General features: G+C 68.4%; 23 protein-coding genes. 13 read left to right on the forward strand and 10 right to left on the reverse strand.

The genetic code is table 11. The features are described from left to right. The first annotated feature begins 103 nt into the window (after positions 1-103). The 3 genes from N7640_RS19365 (at position 104) to N7640_RS19375 (ending at position 3645) form a co-directional block, all read left to right on the forward strand. On the forward strand, positions 104-1144 hold the full coding sequence (locus N7640_RS19365; RefSeq protein ID WP_279905339.1) for an aliphatic amidase: 1041 nt from the start codon (positions 104-106) through the stop codon (positions 1142-1144). A 93-nt stretch (positions 1145-1237) separates the two neighbouring features. Continuing rightward, on the forward strand, positions 1238-2281 hold the full coding sequence (locus tag N7640_RS19370; RefSeq protein WP_279905338.1) for an AAA family ATPase: 1044 nt from the start codon (positions 1238-1240) through the stop codon (positions 2279-2281). 32 nt (positions 2282-2313) lie between these two features. Next, the gene (locus N7640_RS19375) at positions 2314-3645 is read left to right on the forward strand and encodes a DEAD/DEAH box helicase (RefSeq protein ID WP_279905337.1); all 1332 of its coding nucleotides are present in this window, start codon (positions 2314-2316) and stop codon (positions 3643-3645) included. A 9-nt stretch (positions 3646-3654) separates the two neighbouring features. On the opposite strand, the gene N7640_RS19380 is transcribed toward N7640_RS19375, so the two are convergent. The 5 genes from N7640_RS19380 to N7640_RS19400 form a co-directional block, all read right to left on the reverse strand. Beyond that, on the reverse strand, positions 3655-4098 hold the full coding sequence (locus tag N7640_RS19380) for a PAS domain-containing protein (protein ID WP_220811636.1): 444 nt from the start codon (positions 4096-4098) through the stop codon (positions 3655-3657). 4 nt (positions 4099-4102) lie between these two features. Next, positions 4103-5164 carry a response regulator gene (locus N7640_RS19385; RefSeq protein WP_279905336.1) on the reverse strand — a complete coding sequence of 354 codons (1062 nt, stop codon included), beginning with the start codon at positions 5162-5164 and terminating at the stop codon, positions 4103-4105. Positions 5165-5207: 43 nt separating this feature from the next. Further along, positions 5208-5975, reverse strand: a complete 768-nt coding sequence (locus tag N7640_RS19390) for a tetratricopeptide repeat protein (protein ID WP_279905335.1) — start codon at positions 5973-5975, stop codon at positions 5208-5210. Positions 5976-6048: 73 nt separating this feature from the next. Then, positions 6049-6630 carry a TIGR00730 family Rossman fold protein gene (locus N7640_RS19395; RefSeq protein ID WP_279905334.1) on the reverse strand — a complete coding sequence of 194 codons (582 nt, stop codon included), beginning with the start codon at positions 6628-6630 and terminating at the stop codon, positions 6049-6051. A gap of 289 nt (positions 6631-6919) precedes the next feature. After that, positions 6920-7255: a hypothetical protein gene (locus N7640_RS19400; protein WP_279905333.1), complete on the reverse strand. Its 336-nt coding sequence runs from the start codon at positions 7253-7255 to the stop codon at positions 6920-6922. A gap of 10 nt (positions 7256-7265) precedes the next feature. Here N7640_RS19400 and N7640_RS19405 point away from each other — a divergent pair, with 10 nt between their 5' ends. Further along, on the forward strand, positions 7266-7949 hold the full coding sequence (locus N7640_RS19405) for a hypothetical protein (protein ID WP_279905332.1): 684 nt from the start codon (positions 7266-7268) through the stop codon (positions 7947-7949). On the opposite strand, the gene fabR is transcribed toward N7640_RS19405, so the two are convergent. Then, positions 7903-8538 carry an HTH-type transcriptional repressor FabR gene (fabR, locus tag N7640_RS19410; RefSeq protein ID WP_279905330.1) on the reverse strand — a complete coding sequence of 212 codons (636 nt, stop codon included), beginning with the start codon at positions 8536-8538 and terminating at the stop codon, positions 7903-7905. The two genes, N7640_RS19405 and fabR, sit on opposite strands and share 47 nt — an antisense overlap. Before the next feature lie 136 nt (positions 8539-8674). On the opposite strand from fabR, the gene N7640_RS19415 reads away from it, so the two are divergent. Then, entirely contained in the window at positions 8675-9763 is a 1089-nt protein-coding gene (locus N7640_RS19415; protein WP_279905329.1) for an iron-sulfur cluster-binding domain-containing protein, read from the forward strand. After that, positions 9744-10856, forward strand: coding sequence for a fatty acid desaturase (locus N7640_RS19420; protein ID WP_279905328.1), 1113 nt, complete (start codon positions 9744-9746; stop codon positions 10854-10856). The genes N7640_RS19415 and N7640_RS19420 overlap by 20 nt, the downstream gene beginning before the upstream one ends. A gap of 75 nt (positions 10857-10931) precedes the next feature. Here N7640_RS19420 and N7640_RS19425 read toward each other — a convergent pair whose 3' ends face one another. From N7640_RS19425 to fdhD, 4 genes are all read right to left on the reverse strand, one after another. Next, positions 10932-11684, reverse strand: coding sequence for a class I SAM-dependent methyltransferase (locus N7640_RS19425; protein ID WP_279905327.1), 753 nt, complete (start codon positions 11682-11684; stop codon positions 10932-10934). Between the two features lies 1 nt (position 11685). Next, the gene (locus N7640_RS19430) at positions 11686-12627 is read right to left on the reverse strand and encodes a YbhN family protein (RefSeq protein WP_220811651.1); all 942 of its coding nucleotides are present in this window, start codon (positions 12625-12627) and stop codon (positions 11686-11688) included. 300 nt (positions 12628-12927) lie between these two features. After that, positions 12928-15228 carry an FdhF/YdeP family oxidoreductase gene (locus N7640_RS19435; protein WP_279905326.1) on the reverse strand — a complete coding sequence of 767 codons (2301 nt, stop codon included), beginning with the start codon at positions 15226-15228 and terminating at the stop codon, positions 12928-12930. Next, a complete protein-coding gene (fdhD, locus tag N7640_RS19440; RefSeq protein WP_279905340.1) occupies positions 15225-15992 on the reverse strand; it encodes a formate dehydrogenase accessory sulfurtransferase FdhD in 768 nt (255 codons plus the stop codon). The genes N7640_RS19435 and fdhD overlap by 4 nt, the downstream gene beginning before the upstream one ends. 281 nt (positions 15993-16273) lie before the next feature. On the opposite strand from fdhD, the gene N7640_RS19445 reads away from it, so the two are divergent. From N7640_RS19445 to N7640_RS19475, 7 genes are all read left to right on the forward strand, one after another. Then, on the forward strand, positions 16274-17500 hold the full coding sequence (locus tag N7640_RS19445; RefSeq protein ID WP_279905325.1) for an RNA polymerase sigma factor: 1227 nt from the start codon (positions 16274-16276) through the stop codon (positions 17498-17500). An 88-nt stretch (positions 17501-17588) separates the two neighbouring features. Then, positions 17589-17933 carry a YciI family protein gene (locus N7640_RS19450; protein WP_279905324.1) on the forward strand — a complete coding sequence of 115 codons (345 nt, stop codon included), beginning with the start codon at positions 17589-17591 and terminating at the stop codon, positions 17931-17933. A 114-nt stretch (positions 17934-18047) separates the two neighbouring features. Beyond that, a complete protein-coding gene (locus N7640_RS19455; protein ID WP_279905323.1) occupies positions 18048-18821 on the forward strand; it encodes a DUF899 domain-containing protein in 774 nt (257 codons plus the stop codon). 164 nt (positions 18822-18985) lie between these two features. Then, complete coding sequence (locus N7640_RS19460; RefSeq protein WP_279905322.1) at positions 18986-19414, forward strand: nuclear transport factor 2 family protein; 429 nt, start codon at positions 18986-18988, stop codon at positions 19412-19414. Between the two features lie 57 nt (positions 19415-19471). Continuing rightward, positions 19472-19996, forward strand: a complete 525-nt coding sequence (locus N7640_RS19465) for an SRPBCC family protein (protein WP_279905321.1) — start codon at positions 19472-19474, stop codon at positions 19994-19996. Between the two features lie 50 nt (positions 19997-20046). Further along, entirely contained in the window at positions 20047-20979 is a 933-nt protein-coding gene (locus tag N7640_RS19470) for an ABC transporter ATP-binding protein (RefSeq protein ID WP_279905320.1), read from the forward strand. Further along, a complete protein-coding gene (locus tag N7640_RS19475) occupies positions 20976-21737 on the forward strand; it encodes an ABC transporter permease (RefSeq protein WP_220811667.1) in 762 nt (253 codons plus the stop codon). Before N7640_RS19470 ends, N7640_RS19475 begins: the two co-directional genes overlap by 4 nt. The last annotated feature ends 206 nt before the right edge of the window (positions 21738-21943 follow it).

Raw genomic sequence — 21943 nt, forward strand, 5'->3', positions numbered from 1 at the left:
GGCGGGAACCCAGAGGCACAGCGCTGCGGCATTGCCCGGCACAACCTGATCCCCGGTGGAAGACGCTTCGCGCTTTTCCACCCTACGAAGCGAGGAGTCATTTATGCGCCACGGCGATATTTCCAGCAGTCCCGATACCGTCGGCGTCGCCGTCGTCAACTACAAGATGCCGCGCCTGCACAGCAAGGCCGAAGTGCTCGACAACGCGCGCAAGATCGCCGAGATGATCAAGGGCATGAAGCTCGGTCTGCCGGGCATGGACCTGGTGGTGTTCCCCGAGTACAGCACCATGGGCATCATGTACGACAAGGACGAGATGATGGCCACCGCCGCCACGGTGCCCGGCGAGGAGACCGCGATCTTCTCCGCCGCCTGCCGCGAGGCGAAGACCTGGGGCATCTTCTCGCTCACCGGCGAGCGCCACGAGGAACACCCGCACAAGGCGCCGTACAACACCCTCATCCTGATCAACGACCAGGGCGAGATCGTGCAGAAGTACCGCAAGTGCATCCCCTGGTGCCCGATCGAGGGCTGGTATCCGGGTGATCGCACCTATGTCTCCGAAGGCCCCAAGGGCATGAAGATCAGCCTGATCATCTGCGATGACGGCAACTACCCGGAAATCTGGCGCGACTGCGCGATGAAGGGCGCCGAGCTGATCGTGCGCTGCCAGGGCTACATGTACCCGGCCAAGGACCAGCAGGTGCTGATGGCCAAGACCATGGCCTGGGCCAACAACTGCTACGTGGCGGTGGCCAACGCCGCCGGCTTCGACGGCGTGTACAGCTACTTCGGCCACTCCGCGCTGATCGGCTTCGACGGCCGCACCCTCGGCGAATGCGGCGAGGAGGAGATGGGCATCCAATACGCCCAGCTGTCGGTCTCGCAGATTCGCGACGCGCGGGCCAACGACCAGTCGCAGAACCATCTGTTCAAGCTGCTCCATCGCGGCTACACCGGCGTGTACAACTCCGGCGACGGCGACAAGGGCGTGGCCGACTGCCCGTTCGAGTTCTACCGCACCTGGGTGCTGGACGCGCAGAAGGCCCAGGAGGATGTGGAGAAACTGACCCGCTCGACCATCGGCGTGGCCGATTGCCCGGTGGGCGAACTACCCCATCCGGGCAAGGAGCGTTTCGCGTAGGGTGTCGCGGGGCCGCCTAGGCTGTGCGCACCATGAGAGCTTGCGGTGCGCATGGCCTAGGCGGCCCCGCGGCACCCTACCGGTGACTGTCCCATGCCTTTCGTCAACGACCTGATCGAACACAACCGCCAGCAGCTGGACGAAGTGCCGGCTGCCCGATTGCAGTCACGCTTCCTGTTCGAGCCGGGCAAGGTCATGGCCCTGCTGCGCGAGCGTATCGTCGGCCAGGACGCGGTGCTGGAGCAGGTCGAGGCGCTGCTCAAGGTGGTTAAGGCCGATATCGGCGAGCGTGAGCGGCCGCTGTCGGTCAACCTGTTCATGGGCCCGACCGGCGTCGGCAAGACCGAGGTGGTGCGCCTGCTGGCGCAGGCCATCCACGGCCGTGCCGACGCCTTCTGCCGCATCGACATGCATACCCTGGCCCAGGAACACTACGCCGCCGCGCTGACCGGCGCGCCGCCGGGCTATGTCGGCAGCAAGGAGGGCACCACCCTGTTCGACGCCGAGGCCATCGCCGGCACATTCGGCCGGCCCGGCATCGTGCTGTTCGACGAACTGGAGAAGGCCAGTCCCGAGGTGCTGCGCAGCCTGCTCGGCGTGCTGGAGAACGGCCGCCTAACCCTGGCCGCCGGCAGCCGTACCCTGGATTTCCGCAACAGCCTGATCTTCATGACCAGCAACGTCGGCGCCCAGCCGGTGCAGCGCCTGCGCGAGCGCTTCGCCCGTGGCTGGCGCAGCTGGCTGGGCCTGCGCGCCGACGAGGCCGGCGAGCGCGAGCGGGCGCTCACGCGCAGCTTCGACCCGGAATTCCTCAACCGCATCGACCGCATCCTCGACTTCCAGCCCCTCGACGACGACTGGCTGGAAGCACTGCTGGAGATCGAGCTGACGAAGCTCAACCAGCGCCTGGGTCGCCAGGGCCGCTCGCTGTGGCTGGAGGAGGGCGCGGTCGAATGGCTATGCCGCGCCCACGACGCGCGCTACGGCGCCCGCGCCCTGGCGCGGCGGGTACGTACCGAGCTGGAGCCGGCCATCGCCGACTGCGTGCTGCAGGACCCGGCGGCGATTCGCCTGCGCGCGCAAGCCGGTGATGACGGATTGCGCGTGGTGGTCGAGCACGACCGGTCGAACGGTTAAACTGGCGTCTTTCCGTTTCTGGTTGCTCCTCCATGTCCTTCGAACCCCTCGGCCTGATCGAACCCCTGCTGCGTACCCTGGAGGCGCTCGACTACCGCGAGCCCACGCCGGTGCAGAAGCAGGCCATTCCCGCCGTACTCAAGGGGCGCGACGTGCTCGCCGCGGCGCAGACCGGCACCGGCAAGACCGCCGGCTTCGCCCTGCCGCTGCTGCAGAAACTGACCATGGAAGGTTCGCAAGTGGCGGCCAACTCGGTGCGCGCGCTGGTGCTGGTGCCGACCCGCGAACTGGCCGAGCAGGTGGCGCAGGCGGTGCAGCAGTACGCGCAGAACCTGCCGCTGCGCACCTACACGGTGTATGGCGGGGTCAGCATCAACCCGCAGATGATGAAGCTGCGCAAGGGCATCGACCTGCTGGTGGCCACCCCCGGTCGCTTGCTCGACCTGTACCGGCAGAACGCGGTGCGCTTCGATCAGCTGCAGGCGCTGGTGCTGGACGAGGCCGACCGCATGCTCGACCTCGGTTTCGCCAAGGAGCTGGACGAGCTGTTTTCCGCACTGCCGCGCAAGCGCCAGACCCTGCTGTTCTCCGCCACCTTCTCCGACGCCATCCGCCTGATGGCCAAGGAGCTGCTGCGCGACCCGCTGTCCATCGAGGTCAGCCCGCGCAACGCGGCGGCCAAGAGCGTCAAGCAGTGGCTGGTGACGGTGGACAAGAAGCGCAAGAGCGAGCTGCTGCTGCACCTGTATCGCGAGCGTGGCTGGGACCAGCTGCTGGTGTTCGCCAAGACCCGCAAGGGTGTCGACGAGCTGGAGCAACTGCTGCTGTCTGAGGGCATCGCCGCCGACTCGATCCATGGCGACAAGCCGCAACCGTCGCGCCTGCGCGCCCTGCAGCGCTTCAAGGCTGGTGAAGTCCGCGTGCTGGCCGCTACCGACGTGGCCGCGCGTGGCCTGGATATCAGCGAGCTGCCGCGGGTGGTCAACCTCGACCTGCCGATCGTCGCCGAGGACTACGTGCACCGCATCGGCCGTACCGGCCGCGCCGGTGCTACCGGCGAGGCGGTATCGCTGGTCTGCGCCGATGAAGTCGAGCTGCTGGCGGCCATCGAGACACTGATCGGCCAGATCATCCGCCGCGAGGACGAGCCGGGCTTCGAGCCGGATCACCGCGTACCGCAGACCGCCCCCGGCGGTGCGGTACTGAAGAAGCCGAAGAAGCCCAAGGTCAAGGTGATCCCCGGTGCCGGCAAGGGCAAGATCCACATGGGCAACTGGTTCGAGGCCGATGACGACAAGCCGAAGGCCAAGGCCGTGCGCGCGGTGCCCAAGTTCGGCGAGAAGCCGCGGCCGAAGAAGAAGTAGGCCCCGCGCTCAATCCTGGCGCAGCTGGCCGACCGCCGCGTCGGTCATGTCGTAGATCACCAGGCACAGGTGCTCGATGCGGCCCTGGGCGGCGGCCAGCGGCAGGATGGTCAGGTTCTGGTACATGAAGTCGGCCTGGCCGGTGATCGGCCGGTAGCTCTTGAAACGCATCAGGTAGGGCCGCTGCTGCCACAGGCTGAAGGCGCGGGTGCCCAGGCGCAGCACGGTGCCGACCTTGCGCTCCAGCCAGGGCCGGTCGATCTCCGGGAACAGCTCGAACAGCACCCGGCCCTGGGCCTGGTCGGCGCCCAGGCCCGAGTGGTTCTCCATGAAGCTGTTCCACACCTCGACCCGGTACTCGCGGTCCAGCACCAGCACGCCCACGTCCAGGCACTGGACGATGTCGAGCAGCCAGTGCAGTTCCTGCAGGTCGATCTGTGCGCGTTCGCCCATCGGCTCACTCCATCAGGTGCTGGATCTTGCCGGTCAGCCGTGGCACCGAGTCCTCGGTGAACAGCAACAGCAGATCGAAGTGCACGGCGTGGTTCTCCAGGCCGTAGCTGATTTCCACCGCCAGGGTCTGGCGCCAGCGCTCGCGGTTGAGCTGGATCAGCTCGCCGACCCGGGCGTGCTGGCCGAGCAGCTGCGGATGGCCCTGGGAGAAACGGATGTCCAGCTGCTCGGCGATGCCTGACAGGCAGGCGCCGATCAGGATGCTGGCCAGGTCCAGCAGCATCTCCGAGGTGTCGTTTTCGTTGTCCGGCTGCCAGCCGAGCAGGCGGGCGATGTCGGCCACCTCCGAATCGTGGAACAGCAGCAGCGCCTCGCCGGCGATGGCCTCGCCGATGAAGCCCTGGCACACGGCGCTGAGGTGCTCGCCGCGGCGGGCGTCTTCCAGGGCCATGTGCAGCTCGCTGACCTCGAACAGGTTGACCGCCGGGATCGGCAGGCGCACGAACACTCCCAGCTCCTCGGCCAGCAGCGCGGCGGCGCGGCCCATGGCGACGTTGCTGACCTCGCGCAGGGCGTCGCGGAAGCCGACCTTGAAGGCCAGTTCTCGGCGTGCCGGAGGCGGCTCCTCGGTGGCCGGCGGCTGGAACAGGCCGAGGCTGCGCAGGGTCTCGCGCAGCTCGTCGGCCGGTGCCGGCTTGCGGATGAAGCCCAGGGCGCCGAGTTCGGCGACCCGCCGCTGGGCTTCCTCCTGGATGTCGCCGGAGACCACCACGATGCGGCAGGCGTGGCCTTCCTCGCGGACCTTGGCCAGTACCTGGTAGCCGTCCATCACCGGCATGGTCAGGTCCAGCAGCACCACCTGGCCCAGGCCCTGGCGGATCGCGGCCATGGCTTCCTCGCCCTGGCTGGCCTGGGTGATGGACACCGGCCACTCGGGGGGCAGGGCGCGGATCAGTTGCTTGCGCGCCATGGTGGAGTCGTCGCAGACCAGCAGTGGGAGCACGTGGACACCTGCAAGAAGATCGATAGCGCAAGCATAGACCTCGGCGCCGCGCGTTGGTCGCATCGTTATGCGTGTCTTGAGGTGTTTTCGGCGGCGGTTCGGGCCGCTAGGCGTTCTGCTGCTGCGGGGCGTCCAGCGCCTTCAGCTCCTGGCGCACCTCGGCCAGGCAGGCCTGGTGCAGGTTGCGATAGTGCCTCGGCGCGCGCCGCGCATACTGCTCGATCTGCTCCAGCTGGCCGCGGGCCTCGGCGTCGCGGCCGGCCCGGCGCAGCAGCAGGGCGTAGTGGTAGCGGGCCTCGGGGCCGGCGAAGTGGCCGAGCAGGGCGTGGAATTCTTCTTCGGCCCTGGCCAGTTCGCCGAGTGCGGTCAGGGCCCTGGCGTAGAGCAGGTGGCCATCGCTGGAGCGGTATTGCGGATTGTGCTGGATCAGTTGGTCCAGGGTGTCGCGGCAGCCGGCGGCGTCGTGCTGGGCGAACTGCGCCCGGGCGAGGCCGAGCATGATGTCCGGCGCGTGGCTGTGGACGCCGCGCAGGGCCGCGCGGTAGTGCTCGGCGGCTTCCGCGGCCCGCTCCAGGCGCAGCAGCTCGTCGGCCAGCTGCACCCGCGTCTCGCGGGTGTCGCTCTGCTCCAGCGCATCGAACAGGGCGCGCAGGTGGCGCTCGGGGTCGAGGCGGTCGTGCAGCTGGTTGAGGGTGCGGCGCCCACGCCGGCTGCGCAGCAGGTCCGGGGCCATGATGCCGAGGAAGTAGATGAGGCAGCCGAGGCCCGGCAGGGCGATGATCAGGTACAGCCAGTAGCGCTCCTGGCCGCTGCGGACCACGTGCAGACCGCAGGCGACCTGGCAGGCGATGAGCAACACAGCGAGCAGGGGCATGGGCGGGGCATCCTTGGCGGGTGGGCGCCTTGTGTAGCACGGCGCCGTGCCATTGTCACCGCGCCGCTCCGGCTTATGTGCGGTCCACCCACTTCGGCGCGGCGGTCGGCTGCCAGGCGTCCATCAGGTCGAGCAGTTCGCCCGGCGACTCGCTGACCTGGAGGATGGCGCGGTGCTGTTCGCGGACGAAGCGCTGGGCCACCAGGTGGTCGAGGAACTCGGTCAGGCGCGAGTAGAAGCCGTCCACTTCGAGCAGGCCGAGCGGCTTGGCGTGGTAGCCGAGCTGGCCCCAGGTCCAGACCTCGAACAGTTCTTCCAGGGTGCCCAGGCCGCCGGGCAGGGAGATGAAGGCGTCGGCCAGCTCGGCCATGCGCGCCTTGCGCGCGTGCATGCCGTCGACCACTTCCAGGCGGGTCAGCCCCTTGTGGCCGATCTCGGCGCGTTCCAGGCTCTGCGGGATGATGCCGATCACCTCGCCGCCCGCGGCCAGGGCGGCGTCGGCGACCACGCCCATCAGGCCGACCGCGCCGCCGCCGTAGACCAGGGTCAGGCCGCGCTCGGCCAGGCTGCGGCCGAGGTTCTCGGCGGCTTCGCGGTAGATCGGGCGGGCGCCGGGGCTGGCGCCACAGAACACGCAGACGGACTTCAGGTTCATGCAGGGGGCTCCCGTGGTCGTGAGGGGCGCACAGGGTAACCCTGTCCAATCGGTCAGGCGAGTTGTTCCGGGCAGGTACCGCTGGCGCCGGCGGCATACGCGGCCAGCAGGGCGTGCAGGAAATGCGGGGTGGACATGGCGGGTTCTCCGGGATGGTCTGGCGGCCAGACTACGCTCGGGGCGGCGGGGCTTCCCGTTGATTGTTTCGATCAGGCAAATAGCCGGGCCGCTGGCCTCGGCGTCCGTTCAACATCGCGCGAGCTGGCGCTATGCAAGGCAAAAAAGACTCTCAGCGTGGCAGCGAGGTCAGGTCCTTGTGCGGGCGCTCGGCGAAGAAGCTCTCCAGCCAGGGCTGGTAGTGGGCCAGGGTGCGCGGCGGGATGTATATCTGCTGCGCCTCGATGAACAGGGCGATGACCTCGGGGCGGCGGGCGATCTCGTCGATCCGGCGCACCAGCTCGGCGCCCTCGGCGTTGCGGCTGCAGTAGATGCCGCTGAGGTAGGGCGAGCCGACCTCGGCCAGCGGCAGCAGGCTCAGGCCCCGCGCCAGGCCCTGCTGGCGCTGCACGTACTGCACCACCTCGGCGTAGTCCAGCAGGTAGTCGATGCGCCCGCGTTCGAGCATGCCGTAGAGGTTGCTGCCGGCGCTGCTGGCGTATGCGCTGCAGCTGGGGCTGCGCCTCGGGGGCCTGCAGCAGCGGGTCGAGCACCGGCCCGTAGCTGCGGTCGCGGACCAGCCCGCCGCGCAGGCGCTTGTCGCGCAGCAGCTCGCGCAGCGACACCTCGTCCCGGCCGGCGGCGAAGCGCTGCATGTCCTCGCTGCGCACCACCAACTGGTGCGGCATGGCGACGAACAGGCCGACGTAGTAGCCGTGGCGGTCGCGCTCGGGGGTGCGGAAGGTCGGCAGGAAGCAGCTCAGCGGCTCGCGCTTGAGCTGTTCCAGGCCGCGGGTGAGGTTGTTCAGGCGGTAGTGGTGGCGGTATTCCGGGAGGCGCTCGACGATCTGCTGCAGCAGCTCGACCATGATGCCGCCGTCCGGCTGGTTGTCGCGCTCGTTGATCAGGCCGGGCCAGGGGCTCATGTTCCAGGTCACGTCCAGCGGCTGCGCCGTTTCGCCGCGCACCGGCAGGGACAGCGTCAGCAGGACGAGCAGCAGGGGGACGAGGCGAGCGGGCATGCGGGAAACTTCGGCGAAGGGCGGGGCCAGTCTAGCAAGGCGGGAAGGAGCTGCCCGTGCGCCCCGTCTCGGTGGCGCATCGCGGCGGCGGTCCTCAGTCGCCGCCCTGGCCGATACCGCGCCAGTGCTTGGCGCCGATGAAGATGAAGCGCAGCTGCTGGATCATCTTGGCTTCCGGCGTGAGGTGCGCGGGCAGCGCCTCGGCGGGTGGGTCGATCAGCTCGGGCAGGGTGGCGAACACGGTCTTCACCACCAGGTCGGAAACGATGTCCAGCGCGGGCTCGTCCAGGTGCGGCGTGCGGTTCATCAGCTTGAGGTCGGCGGCCAGGTCGTCGGTGATCCGCTGGCGCAGGTGGCCGATGGCCTGGCGCACCGGCTGCGAGCCGCCGTACTGCTCGCGGGCCAGGAACAGGAACTGGCTGCGGTTGTCGCTCACCGCGTCGAGGAAGATGCGCGCGCTGGCCTCGATGATGCTGCCCATCTCGAACTGGCTGCGGCGCACCTCGCGCAGGGTGCTGCGGAAGGTGGCGTCGACCTCGGCGACCAGCGCCAGGCCCAGTTCGTCCATGTCCTGGAAGTGCCGGTAGAAGCCGGTCGGCACGATGCCGGCGGTGCGGCTGACTTCGCGCAGGCTCAGGCTGCCGAAGCCGCGGCCGCTATCCATCAGGCTGCGCGCGGCATCCATCAGGGCGTGGCGGGTCTGCTGTTTCTGTTCTGCGCGTGGCGACATGGCGTTCAGGGACGATGACGGCTTAGCGGGGCACTCTAGCATCTTGTCGCCGGCGAATCACAGTGAGTGAACAAGTGTTTACTGAGATATGAGGATTCTGGTATTTTTGTGAACACTTGTTCACTGGAATTGCCGTATGTCCGTCCTGACCCTTTCCCTCGTCCGTCGCTCCGCGCCCTGGCTGGAGCCCCTGCGACTGCTGGCCGCGCGCGCCTGGCTGCGCGAGGCGGAGGTGGACGCCGTGCTGGGCTGGCTGCACCCGGCCTGGCGCCTGAACCGTGTGTTCGCCCGGGTGATCGGGCGCGAGTGGGTCAGCGACGACCTGCTGGCGCTGCGTCTGCGCTGCAATGGCAACGCCCACGGCTGGCGGCCCGGTCAGCACGTCCAGCTGCACCTGGAGCTGGACGGCGTGCGCCATGGGCGCAGCTACAGCCTGACCCGGGTCGACCCGGACGGCTGCGTCGAACTGGGCATCCGCCGCCAACCGGGCGGACGCTTCTCCAACCATGTGCTCGACCATCTGCCGGTGGGCGCGGTGGTGGAGCTGGGCCAGGCCGCGGGCGAACTGCATTGGCCGGAGCGGGCGGCCGGAGTCGGCCTGCTGGCGGCGGGCAGCGGCATCACGGCGCTGCTCGGCCTGATGCGCGAGGCGCTCGCGCGCGGCTACGCGGCGCCGGTGACGCTGCTGCACTACGTGCGCGAGGCCGGCCAGCGCGCCTACCAAGGGGAGCTGCAGCAACTGATGCGGCGCCATCCCAACCTGCAGGTGCGCTGGCTACTGACCGGCCCGGATGCGCCGGCCGATGCCCAGGGCGGGCGCTTCCAGCCCGGCCACCTGCTCGGCATGAGCGGCTTCGATCTGCTCGCCTGCGGCCCGGCGGGCTTCGTCGAGGCGGTGCGCAACGGCTGGGACGGTGTGCTGCAGAGCGAGGCCTTCAGCCCGCTGCGCCGCGTGCTCGAACCCGGCCAGGCGGTGCGCCTGGATTTCTTCCGCAGCCGCCTGGAGGCGAGCGGCGACAGCGCCCGCAGCCTGCTGGAGCAGGCCGAGGAACACGGCCTGCGTCCAGCCCACGGCTGCCGCCAGGGCATCTGCGCCAGCTGTACCTGCCTGCTGCTCGGCGGCGCCGTGCGCGACCTGCGCAGCGGCGAGGTGTTCGCCGAGCCGGGGCAACCGATCCGCCCCTGTGTCAGCGCCCCGCTGGGCGATGTACGAATCGATCTGTAGGAGTGCCGCGATGCGCACGGACCGTGAACTGACCCCCGCCGAACTGGACACCTTCGCCGCCGAACTGGACCAGTTGCGCCGGACGACCCTGGCCGACCTGGGCGAGGCCGACGCCCGCTACATCCGCCGGGTGCGCACCGCCGTGCGCTTCTGCTGCTGGAGCGGGCGGGCGTTGCTGATGCTGGGCTGGTTCCCGCCCACCTGGCTGCTCGGCAGCCTGCTGCTGGGGCTGGGCAAGATTCTCGAGAACATGGAGCTGGGCCACAACGTGATGCACGGCCAGTACGACTGGATGAACGATCCCGAACTGGCCGGCCGCGCCTACGAGTGGGACATCGTCGGCCCCGGCGACTTCTGGCGGCACACCCACAACCACGTGCACCACACCTGGACCAACGTGCTGGGCATGGACGACGACGTCGGCTACGGCGTGGTGCGGCTGTTCCCCGAGCAGCGCTGGCGGCCGTTCTATCGCTGGCAGCCGCTGTGGGTGACCTTGCAGGCGATGCTGTTTCAGTACGCGGTCGGCATCCAGCACCTGCGCCTGGACAAGTGGTACAAGGGCAAGATAAGCGGTGACGAGGTGCGCCCGCTGGCCCGCCGCTTCGGCGCCAAGGTGCTGCGCCAGTGGGTCAAGGACTATGCCTTCTTCCCGCTGCTGGCCCTGGTCTGCGGCGCCAACGCCCTGGCGGTGCTGGCCGGCAACCTGCTGGCCAACCTGCTGCGCAACCTGTGGACCTTCCTGGTGATCTTCTGCGGCCACTTCACCGAGCGCGCCGCGGTGTTCCCCAAGGAGTCGGTGGAAGGCGAGAGCCGCGGCCACTGGTACCTGCGCCAGCTGCGCGGCTCCAGCAATCTGGAGGGCGGCAGGCTGTTCCACATCCTCACCGGCAACCTCAGCCACCAGATCGAGCACCACCTGTTCCCCGACCTGCCGGCGCGGCGCTATGCCGAACTGGCACCGCGAGTGCGCGAGATCGCCGCCCGCTACGGCCAGGTCTACAACAGCGGGCGGCTGTCGGCGCAGTTCGGCAGCGTGCTCAGGCGCATCTGGATCTATCGGTTGCCGTCGCCGATGCAGGCTGATCTGTAGGGTGCGCCATGCGCACCTCCTGCACGGAGGATCGGTGCGCGCGGCGCACCCTACGGGGCCGAACGTGGATTCGGCCTATTCGGCGACGAACAGGCAGGTCAGGTAGCGGTTGCTGAAGCCGTAGCGCAGCATCGCCGCGAGGCGGGAGAACAGGTAGGTGGGGTGGCGTCGGTAGTAGCCGAGCACCGCGTTGCCGACCCCTTCCGAGCGGTGGCGCTTGGCGTGGTCCGGGCGGCGCGAGAACAGGCCGCGGAACTGCCACCACTGGATCTGCTCCAGCTCCTGTTCGCTCGGGCGCAGGCGATGGCGGCGGAACAGGGCGAGGAACGAGCGACGGCTGAAGTCGTGCAGGTGGTGCGGGTTGCCGTCCAGGGTCGGGGTGATCGGCACCGAGGCGATCACCCGGCCGCCCGCTGTCAGCAGCCGCGCGTAGTTGGCCACCAGGCGCACCGGATCGGGCAGGTGCTCGATGGTCTCCAGGCTGACGATGCTGTCGAAGCCCTGGCCTTCGTCGAAGCGCTCGGCGTCGGCGCACACGTAGCGCAGGTTCGGCAGCTGGTAGTGGCGCTGGGCGTAGGCGATGGCTTCCGGGTCGATGTCGACGCCGGTCACCTGCTTGTCCGGGTGCCGCTCGGCCAGCAGGGCGGTGCCGTAGCCGCAGCCGCAGGCCATGTCCAGCACGCGGGCGCCGCCCAGGTGGCGGGCGGCGAACTCGTAGCGTTCGAGGTGGATGTGCAGGGTGGCCTGGTCGCTGGGGCTGGCGGGGTCGAGGTCGGGCGGATAGATCCGCTCGATGCTGTGCATGCCCACCGCCGTGCCGTCGCTCATGTCAGCTACGCCTTTGCCGCCTATCGCTCCACTGGTTCCACTCGAAACCGAGCACCACCAGCAGGGACAGGGCGAACGGCAGCAGCAAGTAGAACATGCGGAACACGATCAGCGCCGCCAGCACGTCGGCCTTGGGCAGCTCGGGCATGGCGGCCAGGAAGGTCACCTCCAGCACGCCCAGCCCGCCCGGTGCGTGGGACAGCAGCGCCAGGGAGAAGGAAGCGAGGAACACGCCCAGCACCACCAGGTAGCCGGGGTTGGATTCCGCCGGCAGGGCGAAGTAGATGATCGCGGCGGCGCAGGCCAGCTCCAGCGGCCCGGCCAGCAGCTGGCGGCCGACGATGCCCAGGCGCGGGTACTCGACGTGCAGCTTGCCCAGGGTCCACGGCTTGAAGTGGCGCCAGGAGCCCAGCACGTAGAGCGCCACCAGCCCCAGCAGGAGCAGGCCGATGCACACCGACAGCCAGGGGCTGACGTCGGCCACGCGCTTGATCAGGTCGGGCTGGCAGACCAGCACGGCGCCGCCGGACAGGAGCACGCCGAGGGCGAAGGTGAAGGAGCAGAAGACGATCAGCACGCCGATCTCGGACGGCAGCAGCCCCTTGCTGGTGTAGGCGCGGTAGCGCACCACCGCTCCCGAGAACACCGAGGCGCCTATGTTGTGGGCCAGGGCGTAGGTGGTGAACGAGCAGAGGGTGATGAACCACCAGGAGATTTTCTTGCCCAGGTGGGCGATGGCGATGCGGTCGTACCAGGCCAGCGCGACGTAGGCGCCAAAGGTGGCGCCGGCGGCCATCAGCCAGTTGTGCAGGGAGATGGCATGGAGGCTGTCCTGCAATTCGTCCAGGGAGATCGTGCGAATCTCCTTGTAGAGCAGATAGCAGGAAAATACGACTGCGGCCAGACCGATGAGGGTCCAGATCCAGTCGCTTCTTTTCATCATCGACGATGGCTCCCCGTCTTTTCGCTGTAAGGCAATCCATTGGCCATTGGGCGCATTCGCCGGATGAATGGTCAGGCGCTGCGTAAATCGGCGTGCAGTATCACGGAGCCGGGCGCTTGGCTCAAGCCGCGCGTTTTCAACGGGCGTAACTGGCTGTTACAGAGCGCGACGGCAGCGGAACCCGTTCACGTTCCGCCGCGTGCCGTTCGAGAGGCGTGGAAACGAAGCGGGGCGCGCCCGTCCCGGAATGCTCATCCATTGCTCCGAGACCTCCTTTCCCCGGCCTTCGTGAACGGGTTCTCAGGCGATGCGCGCCTGGGCCGTGCTCGGCTCCAGGCGGATGGCGATGAACTTGGAGGTGGGCGTGTGGCTGCCTTCGCCGACGCTCTCCAGCGGCACCAGCGGGTTGGTCTCCGGGTAGTAGGCGGCGGCCTGGCCGGGCGGGGTGTCGTAGGCGATCAGGGTGAAGCCGCGCACCCGCCGCTCGATGCCGTCGTCCCACAGCGACACCATGTCCACCTGCTGCCCCGGGGCGAAGCCGAGGCGGCGGATGTCCTGTTCGTTGGCGAACAGCACTTCGCGCATGCCGTACACGCCGCGGTAGCGGTCGTCCAGACCGTACAGGGTGGTGTTGTACTGGTCGTGGGAACGCAGGGTCTGCAGCACCAGGTGCGGCGCCTCGGCCTGGTTGCGCACCTGGATCGGCAGCAGGTCGTCGGGCAGGGCGTGGGCGACGAAGCGGGCGCGGCCGGTGGCGGTGTTCCAGCGCCGGCTGCCGGCGGCATTGCCCAGGTAGAAGCCGCCGGGGTGGGCGAGGCGGGCGTTGAAGTCGGCGAAACCGGGGATGGTGTCGGCGATCAGCTCGCGGATGCGTCCGTAGTCCTCGACCAGGTACAGCCAGTCCACCGGGCGCGGGCCGAGCAGGGCGTTGGCGATGCCGGCGATGATCGCCGGCTCCGAACGCATCTCCCGCGACAGCGGGGCGAGCTGCCCGTGGGAGGCGTGGACCATGCTGAACGAGTCCTCCACCGTTACCGCCTGCGGGCCGGTGGCGCGCAGGTCGAGGTCGGTGCGCCCCAGGCACGGCAGGATCAGCGCCTGGCGGCCGTGGGTGAGGTGGCTGCGGTTGAGCTTGGTGCTGATCTGCACGGTCAGCTCGCAGCGCCGCAGGGCGGCGTGGGTGCGCGGGCTGTCCGGGGTGGCCTGGGCGAAGTTGCCGCCGAGGCCGATGAACACCTTGCTGCGGCCGTCGAGCATGGCGGCGATGGCTTCCACCGTGTTGTGCCCCTGCTCGCGCGGCACGTCGATGCCGAAGCGGTGCTGCAGGGCGTCGAGCAGCCTGGCCGGCGGCCGTTCGTCGATGCCCATGGTGCGGTCGCCCTGCACGTTGCTGTGGCCGCGCACCGGGCACAGGCCGGCGCCGGGCCTGCCGATGTTGCCGCGCAGCAGCATCAGGTTGGCGATTTCCTGGATGATCGCCACCGAATGGCGGTGCTGGGTGATGCCCATCGCCCAGCAGGCGATGACCCGCTCGGCGTCGCGGTACAGGCGCGCGGCGTGCTCGATCTCGCCACGGGCCAGGCCGGACTGCGCCTCGATCTGTGTCCAGTCGGTGGCGTCCACCGCTGCCAGCCAGGCGGCCAGGCCGTCGGTGTGCTGGTCGATGAAGGCCTGGTCGAACACCGTGCCCGGTTGCTCGCGCTCCCACTGCAGCAGGTACTTGGCCATGCCGCGCACGGCGGCCATGTCGCCGCCCAGGCGCGGGCGGAAGTAGGCGCTGCTGGTCGGCCTAGAGCCGTTGCCGAGCATCTCCAGCGGGTGCTGCGGATGCTGGAAGCGCTCCAGGCCGCGCTCCTTCAGCGGGTTGAAGCAGACCACGCTGGCGCCGCGCGCCACCGCCTCGCGCAGCGGTTCGAGCATGCGCGGGTGGTTGGTGCCGGGGTTCTGGCCGAACACGAAGATGGCGTCGGCGTGCTCGAAGTCGGCGAAGGTCACCGTGCCCTTGCCGACTCCCACGCTTTCGCCGAGGGCCACGCCGCTGGCCTCGTGGCACATGTTCGAGCAGTCGGGGAAGTTGTTGGTGCCGAAGGTGCGCACCATCAGCTGGTACAGGTAGGCGGCCTCGTTGCTGGCCCGCCCGGAGGTGTAGAACTCCGCCTGGTGCGGACTCTCCAGCCCGCGCAGGGTGTCGGCGATCAGGGCGAAGGCGGCGTCCCAGTCGATCGGCACGTAGCGGTCGCTGGCGGCGTCGTAGCGCAGCGGCTCGATCAGCCGGCCCTGGTGCTCCAGCCAGTAGTCGCTCTGCTCACGCAGCTGGGCGACGCTGTAGCGGGCGAAGAAGTCGCGGCCCACGCCGCGCCGGGTGGCTTCCCAGTTCACCGCCTTGGCGCCGTTCTCGCAGAATTTCACCAGGTGGTGGTCGGGCGAGTCGCCCCAGGCGCAGCCGGGGCAGTCGAAGCCCTTGTCCTGGTTGGTCCTAAGCAGGGCGCGTAGGTTCTTGATCGGTTGCTTGCTGTCCAGCCAGAAGTGGGTGACGGCGCGCAGGGCGCCCCAGCCGGCGGCGGGGCCGGTATAGGGTTGGTAGCGGGGCTCGGCGCTCATGGGCGGTGCTCCTCGAAGCTCGGCGCCGGGCTGTAGACCCGTGGCGCGCTGTGGTGGGGCAGGTGGATCAGGTTCAGCCGGTGGCGCCGCGCCCAGTCCACGGTGAGCGCGGTGGGGGCGGAGAGGCTGACCAGGGTGGCGAAGCCGGCGCGCACCGCCTTGTGCAGCAGCTCCAGGCTGCAGCGGCTGGTGACCACGGCGAAGCCGGCGTGGGCCGGCAGCCGCTCGGCGGCGAGCGCGCCGATCAGCTTGTCCAGGGCGTTGTGCCGGCCGATGTCCTCGCGGCACAGGCGCAGTTCGCCGCGTTCGTCGACGAACAGGGCGGCGTGCAGCGCGCCGGTGCCGCGGGCGCGCTGCTGGGCCTCGGCGATGCGCGCGCGCAGGTCGTCGAGGTGCGCGGCCGGCGGCAGCGCGCGCGCGGGCAGGGGCGCGAGGCCGGGCAGGGCCTGCTCCAGCGCCTCGACCCCGCACAGGCCGCAGCCGCTGGTGCCGGACAGCTGGCGGCGCTGGCGCTTGAGCGCCCAGAACGCGCGGGCGCTGACCTGTACCTCGGCCCGGCGCGCGTCGCCGGCGCCGTCGAGGGCGATGTCATAGATTTCTTCGATGGACTCCACCAGGCCATTGCTCAGGCTGAAGCCGCGGATGAAATCTTCCAGATCGGTGGGCGAGACCATCATCACGGCGTGGTTGAGGCCGTTGTAGTCGATGGCCAGGGCGCATTCTTCGGCCAGCCGGGTCTCGGCGAGGCGGGAGGCGGGCCCCATTTCGGCATAGGCGTAGCCATGCGGCGCGCATGGCGGGGGAGACACGGCAGGCATGAGGCAACCCTTCTCATGAGGGAATGGGCCCAGCCTAGGCCCTTGCGCGGCGGGCGTCTAATCGCCCTTGCCGATGGTCTGATCGATGCTGTCTATCACTCTGTGTCGAAGGCCCTTTGCCGCCCGTCGATTTCGTGTCGCAGGCCGCGATCAGCTGCGATCCTGCTGGAGCATCGACCCCGATGGGCCTACCTTTCCTGCTCGCCAGAGGGTCGCACGAGTACGCCATGAACGACGACATCGAGGGGCTGCTGGCCCGCCTGTACCGCGAGGAATCCCGTCGGGTGCTGGCCACCCTGATCCGCCTGCTGGGCGATTTCGACCTGGCCGAGGAGGCCCTGCACGAGGCTTTCCGCGCCGCCCTGGAGCAGTGGCCCGAACAGGGCGTGCCGGAGAGTCCGCGCGCCTGGCTGGTGTCCGCCGGGCGTTTCAAGGCCATCGACCAGCTGCGCCGCCAGGCGCGCTTCCAGGCCCTGGACGAGGTGGACGAGCCGGCCGGCGGCGAGGCCTGGGACGGCGAGCATCTGCAGGACGACCGCCTGCGCCTGGTCTTCACCTGCTGCCACCCGGCCCTGGCGGCGGACGCCCAGGTGGCGCTGACCCTGCGCGAGGTCTGCGACCTGACCACCGAGGAGATCGCCAGCGCCTTCCTGGCCACGCCGCCGACCATCGCCCAGCGCATCGTGCGGGCCAAGCACAAGATCCGCGACGCGCGCATCCCCTACGAGGTGCCAGGCCGGCGCGAGCTGCCGGAGCGCCTGGAGGCGGTGCTGCGGGTGGTCTACCTGGTGTTCAACGAGGGCTACTTCGCCAGCAGCGGCGAGAGCCTGACCCGCCAGCACCTGTGCGCCGAGGCCATCCGCCTCGGCCGTCTGCTGCTGGAACTGCTGCCGGAGGCGGAAGTGCGCGGCCTGCTGGCGCTGATGCTGCTGCAGGAGTCGCGCCGCGCCGCGCGCAGCGACGCCGAGGGCCGACCGGTGCTGCTGGAGGAACAGGATCGCGGCCTGTGGGACCGCCAGCTGATTGCCGAGGGCGAGGCGCAGGTCCAGGCCGCCTTCGCCTCCGGCGAGATCGGCCCCTACTGCCTGCAGGCCGCCATCGCCGCGGTGCATGCCGAGGCGCCGAGCGTCGAGGCCACCGACTGGGCGCAGATCGTCGGTCTCTACGACGTGCTGCTGGGCGCCTCGCCCTCGCCGGTGATCGAACTCAACCGCGCCGTGGCCCTGGCCATGCGCGACGGCGCCGAGGCGGGCCTGCGCCAGGTGGAGGCCATACTCGAACGCGGCGAGCTGGGCGACTACCACCTAGCCCACGCCGCACGCGCCGACCTCAACCGCCGCCTGGGCCGCTGGGGCGCGGCACGTAGCGCCTATCAGCGCGCTTTGCAGCTGAGCCAGCAGGGCGCCGACCGCCTGTTTCTCGAGCGCCGTCTGGCCGAGTTGCCAGGGGCCTGAAGTTTTTTTGCGCGGCTCTGTCGAATTTCCATGGCGCCGCTCGACCAGTAGGTGACAGCAGCGAAAACCGCTGCCAGGGAGGAACGCGATGAAATACCTGTGCCTGATCTACAGCGACGAGAAAGTCCTGCACGACTCGCCGGACAGCCCGCGCGATGCGGAGTGCCTGGACTACGCGCAGACCGTGCAGCAGAGCGGCCGCATGCTTGCTGCCGAACCGCTGGAGCCGGTCGCCACCGCCACCACCGTGCGCGTGCGCGGCGGCAAGCTGAGCATCACCGACGGTCCCTTCGCCGAGACCAAGGAGCAGCTCGCCGGCTTCTACCTGATCGAAGCGCGCGACCTCAACGAGGCGCTGCAGATCGCCGGCGGCATCCCCGCCGCGCGGGTCGGCAGCGTCGAGGTGCGGCCGGTGCGCGAGTTGCAAATCTGAGATTTCCTACCCTCTCCCTGGGGGAGAGGGGGCTATTCGTGCACGCCTGAGGCCATGTTTTGGCCTGCTGTCTCGCCAAGCATTCATCCATGGTTTGAACCGAGAGGCATCGAGATGAATCCTGATTACCCGAAAGTCGCCAGCCGCGAAGAATGGCTGGCCGCCCGCTTGCAGCTGCTGGAGCAGGAGAAGGCCCTGACCCACCAGCGCGACGCGCTCAACGCCCAGCGCCGTGCCTTGCCGATGGTGGCGATCGACACCGACTACCGCTTCACTGGGCCGGAAGGCGAGGTCGGCCTGGTCGATCTGTTCGCCGGGCGCAGCCAGCTGATCGTCTATCACTTCATGTTCCACCGCGACAAAGGCGAGGGCTGTCCGGGCTGCTCCTTCCTGGCCGACAACATCGGTCACCTGGCCCACCTGCATGCCCGCGACACCAGCCTGGTGCTGGTCTCCAACGCGCCGTTGGCCGAGCTGGAAGCCTTCAGGAAGCGCATGGGCTGGAACCTGCCCTGGTACTCGTCGTTCGGCAGCCGCTTCAACTACGACTTCCACGTCACCATCGACGCCAGCCAGGCGCCGGTCGAATACAACTACCAGGATGAGGCCGAGCTAAAGCGTATGGGGCAGCTGGACATGATCAAGGGTGAGTTGCCCGGCGCCAGCGTGTTCCTGCGCGACGGCGCCCAGGTGTTCCACACCTATTCCACCTACGCCCGTGGCCTGGACATGCTGATGAACGCCTACCACTACCTCGACCTCACGCCGTTCGGCCGTGGCGAGGGCTGGGGCGGCATGGCCGATGTGGACGGCAAGGGGCTGAACTGGACCCGTCTGCACGACCAATACGACGGCGCGACTGCTGCCAAACACGACTGCTGCGCCTGAGAGCGATCTCTTGATCGTCGGCCATGCTGCGGTGAAATCGGACCGGGACGCGGCTTCTCGGGCTGCTCATTTACTGTTTGTAAACTCCGCGCCCTCGTCCAATTTCGCCTTGCCTGGCTCTAGCTCAAAAGATCGCAAACAGCTTCTAAACGAGGAGAGAATTCATGAGCACTGCAAACAGCGAACTGAAAGCCCTGACCGACAGCTGGGAAGCGGCCAACCAGGCCCGCGACGTCGACGCCATCCTCGGCCACTACGCCGATGATCTGGTCGCCTTCGATGCCATCCTGCAACTGCAGTTCAAGGGCCGCGAGGTCTACAAGGCGCACTGGAAAAACTGCCTGGAGATGTGCCAGGGACCGATGACCTTCGAGGTACACCAACTGCAGCAGTGGGGCGAGGGCGATGTCGGCTTTGGCCATTTCCTCTGCCACTGCGGCGGCACCGACAACGAGGGCAATACGCACAACTGCTGGATGCGCGTGACCCAGGGCTACCGGCGGATCGGCGGCCAGTGGCGCATCGTGCATGACCACTTCTCCGCACCCTTCGATCCGGAGAGCGGCCAGGCGTTGTTCGAACTGCAGCCCTGAGTCCGACAAGGGCCGTCCGTGGATGGTCCTTCCGCCCATATCGCAAGGAAGGCAAGCATGAGCATTCTGATCGTCGTTGTCCTGCTGGTCGCCGGGCTGGTCGTGTTTATCGCCACGCGCCCGGCTCAGTTCCGCGTCGAGCGTTCGGCGCTGATCCAGGCGCCGCCCGCCGCGCTGCAGGCGCAGATCGAGGATTTTCATCAGTGGCCGCACTGGTCGCCCTGGGCCAGGCGCGACCCGGCGATGAAGGTGGACTACGAGGGCCCGGAGCGGGGCGTCGGCGCCATCCAGCGCTGGATGGGCAACAAGGACGTGGGTGTCGGCAGCGCGACCATCGTCGACAGCGTGCCGGGCGAGCGGGTGCAGGTGCTGCTGGAGTTCATCGAGCCGTTTCGCGCTACCAGCCTGGCCGAGTTCCGCTTCACCCCGGAGGGCGCCGGCACCCGGGTGAGCTGGAGCATGACCGGGAACAACGGCTTCATCGGCAAGGCCATCTCGCTGGTGTGCGATGTGGATGGGCGGGTCGGCGGCGACTTCGAGCAGGGTCTGCAACAGCTACGCATGCGGGTGGAGGAGAGCTGATCGGCGTACAATCGCGCCTTTGCTTTATACCGCCTGGCTAAGGAGTAACCGTGGAATCGGTGATTTCCGTCGAGAACCTGAGCAAGACCTACAAGTCCGGCCATCCGGCGCTGAACAACATCAACCTGGACATCCGCAAGGGCGAGATCTTCGCCCTGCTGGGCCCCAACGGGGCCGGCAAGACCACCCTGATCAGCATCATCTGCGGCATCGTCAACCCGGGCGAGGGCAAGGTGCGCGTCGCCGGCCACGACATCAAGGCCGAGTACCGCGCGGCGCGCGCGGCCATCGGCCTGGTGCCCCAGGAGCTGGTCAACGACGTGTTCGAGACGGTCTGGGCGACCGTCAAGTTCAGCCGTGGCCTGTTCGGCAAGAAGCCGGACCCGGAGTACCTGGAGCGGCTGCTCAAGGACCTGTCGCTGTGGGACAAGCGCGAAGCCAAGATCTTCGAACTCTCCGGCGGCATGAAGCGGCGGGTGATGATCGCCAAGGCGCTCTCCCACGAGCCGTCGATCCTGTTCCTCGACGAGCCTACTGCCGGGGTCGACGTGGAGCTGCGCCGCGACATGTGGAACATGGTGCGGCGCCTGCGCGAGCGCGGCGTGACCATCATCCTCACCACCCACTACATCGAGGAGGCCGAAGAGATGGCCGACCGCATCGGGGTGATCCGCAAGGGCGAGATCATCCTGGTGGAGGACAAGGACGCGCTGATGCACAAGCTCGGCAAGAAGCAGCTCACCGTGCAGCTCAAGCACCCGCTGGCCGACGTGCCGGCCGAGCTGGCGCACTACGGCCTGGAGCTGGCCGACGAGGGCCACGCGCTGGTGTTCACCTTCGACGCCCAGCGCGAGCACACCGGCATCGCCGAGCTGCTCAAGGACATGGCCCAGCACGGCCTCGACTTCAAGGACCTGCAGTCCAGCGAAAGCTCGCTGGAAGACATCTTCGTCAGCCTGGTCCACGAAAAGGAGCGCGCATGAACCTGCAAGCCATCAAATCCATCTACCTGTTCGAGCTGCACCGCACCTGGCGCACCCTGCTGCAGAGCATCGCCACCCCGGTGATCAGCACCTCGCTGTACTTCGTGGTGTTCGGCTCGGCCATCGGTTCGAGCATGACCGAGGTGCACGGCGTGAGCTACGGCGCCTTCATCGTGCCTGGCCTGATCATGCTGGCGCTGCTCACCGAAAGCATCGGCAACGCCTCGTTCGGCATCTACATGCCGAAGTACTCGGGCACCATCTACGAGTTGCTGTCGGCGCCGGTGTCGTTCTTCGAGATCCTGGTCGGCTACGTCGGCGCGGCGGCCACCAAGTCGGTGGTGCTCGGCCTGATCATCTTCGCCACCTCGCGGCTGTTCGTCGATTTCGAACTGGCCCACCCGTTCTGGGCGTTGGCGTTCCTGGTGCTGACGGCGATCACCTTCTGCCTGTTCGGCTTCATCATCGGCGTGTGGGCCGACGGCTGGGAGAAGCTGCAGATCGTGCCGGCGCTGATCGTCACGCCGCTGGCCTTCCTCGGCGGCAGCTTCTACTCGATCAGCATGTTGCCGGAGCTGTGGCAGAAGCTGACCCTGTTCAACCCGGTGGTGTACCTGATCAGCGCGTTCCGCTGGGCGTTCTTCGGTGTGGCCGACGTCAACCTGGGCCTGAGCGTCGGGATGATCCTCGGCTTCCTGCTGGCCTGCGTGCTGGTGGTGAGCTGGATCTTCAAGACCGGCTACCGGCTGAGGCAGTGAGGCGCGGATTCCCGGCTCTGGGGGAGGCTGCCGAGCCGCTCTTGCGAGTGGCTTTTTGCATGCGGTTTTCGCTTGGGAAAAGCCCGCGGGCGCAGTGATTTTCGTTATTGCTAGAATTCCCTGCAGCCCAGCAATCATGCGGCTTTGCGCTAATGCGAATCGCTCCGGCGGGCGCGGCATTTTGCTGCTTGACCATTGCCGTTCAA

Source organism: Pseudomonas sp. GD04015 (genome assembly GCF_029837675.1).
In the GTDB taxonomy this organism is placed as follows: domain Bacteria; phylum Pseudomonadota; class Gammaproteobacteria; order Pseudomonadales; family Pseudomonadaceae; genus Aquipseudomonas; species Aquipseudomonas paralcaligenes.